Below are 1,962 nucleotides of genomic sequence, written 5' to 3'. Positions count from 1 at the left end.
ATCCTTTGCTGTTGTCTTTTCAGCAATGACAGACCATGTAATCTCCTGATTGGTAGCATCCTCTGGTAATACTCTGGCAGTGAGCTCCAAGGTGCCACCCTCGGTAAAGGTATCCTCTGTCAGCTTCAGCTCGGTTACATCCTTATTACTCTCATATAGCATGAGGTGCTTTAGAGCCTGGGAATAGAAATATTTACTTGGGTGTCCCTTTTCGCTTAATTTGAAAAACTTTTTATCATTTCCATGGGCCACACCGTCCCGCTCAACAGCATAGGCGATGATGCCTCCAAATCCATTTTGTGCCACATAGCTGGCCTGTCTATAGGCGGTACAGTTTCTAAAAGCATCCTTAGTAAATAACTCATCCGGCTGGCTCATTTTAGTTTCGTTTGTGTCCTCGTCAGCAATTTCAAGTGCATAAGAAGAAGGAACATTATACCATTGATTACCATTTTCTTCATAGTAGGAAAAGCCTACCATGAATTTTTCCTTTGGAAAATTAACAGCCCCGTAAGTATCGTAGGCAGAGTCATAAGTGTTTCCAGAATAGGTCTGTCTCATCACATAGTCATAGCAGTCCATCGTTTCTTTGAAGATTCCATCATCATCAGTGGCCTCTTTATTTGTGTCCAGCACAAACAGCAGATTCTTTCCACGACTTGAATTCAGGGGTCCTATAAGCTTGGATATTTCCCGGATAACTGCCTTAGCCTGGTTTTTTTCTACATCGGTCATGCTACCAGAATCATGATACTCAAAATCAATATCAAGACCATCCAGGTTGTGCTGGGTTACATATTTTTTTACAATCTCCTCAGCCAGTGCTTTATAGCCCACCTCGTTCTTTTCATAGGAAAAGGTTTTAGAAACTCCCCGTCTGCCATCGATATCCCTTATGCCGATGGTACGTATTACCCTTGTCCCCCGTTCGTTCAGCTTAGGTACATATTCATTCTTAAGAATCTCCCAAAAAGGATTATCATCGGAGGTATAGTCAGGGAATACGGCTACAACATCTACTTCCTTCGGAATATCTCCGATTTTATTGGAAGCCTCTGCCCAGGCTGCTTCTACCCAGTAATCGTGCCAGGTTCTGAAATAGCCCAGATAGATTGGTCCCTGCAGCGGCTTTAGATTCTCCTTAGGGAAAGGTGCCGGGTATACATCAGGCTCTGGTGCATCAGCTGCTTCCTTTACAGTAAGCTTAAAAAACTTTACGTAATTTCCATCGGTAGTCCATGGAGAATGCTTCGGTTTTTTTCCAAACTTTACCTCTGCACGCAGCCAAATATAGCCTGGTTCCTGAGGTGTGAAGGAGTTTACATCCACGCATTTCTTCGCCACATCCTTACTTTCTACATCTACCTTCATTTCCCAAGGCTTAAATAAGCACCATGTCACATCCGTTTTATTCGTAGCATTATCTGGTGTAAAGGTTAATTGGATATCCTTTGTTTCATACCTTTGGCCGACCACTACCTCACTTAAGCTAATGCTCAAATCCTCTACTGGTATAAAAGCCTCTCGTGCCATTACTGTTTTTGGGACTCCCACAGGAAGATTTCCACCAGATGGCACTATAACAGCTGCTGCTAAAAGCAGACAAAGTGCCTTTTTACAAAATGTAGGTTTAAAGCTTTTTTTCATAATACGGTTCCTCCTTTTGATTTAACTGATTTTAACATTTTTAACAAAATATATTAATATTTACAATTAAATATTTACATAAATATTACAAAATGTCAATATAAAATGTTAATAAATTATAAATTTTGTTAAATTAGTTTAATTTTTTTTATTTTTTTGTGTATTTTCACCAATAAATAAAACCGTTTTTCATATCCTTCTCAGACGTAAACGTGACCCGTTTATATACAGTTCATTTTACTGCATTTATCTCAAAAAAATCGCCGTACCCATTAAATACAAGGGGTACAGCGATTTTTTATCTATTTTATATTT

The 1,962-nt window shown here is 39.3% G+C and carries 1 protein-coding gene; it reads right to left on the bottom strand.

From position 1 onward, the window contains the following. Positions 1-1,647 (bottom strand): EndoS/ChiA family endoglycosidase (locus ASU35_RS04510; RefSeq protein ID WP_207644120.1); only part of this gene is annotated, 1,647 nt, incomplete at its 3' end. Between the last annotated feature and the right edge of the window lie 315 nt (positions 1,648-1,962).

This window comes from Acetivibrio ethanolgignens (assembly GCF_001461035.1).
Taxonomy (GTDB): Bacteria; Bacillota; Clostridia; order Lachnospirales; family Lachnospiraceae; genus Velocimicrobium; species Velocimicrobium ethanolgignens.
This window is presented reverse-complemented; position numbering and strand designations above follow the sequence as displayed.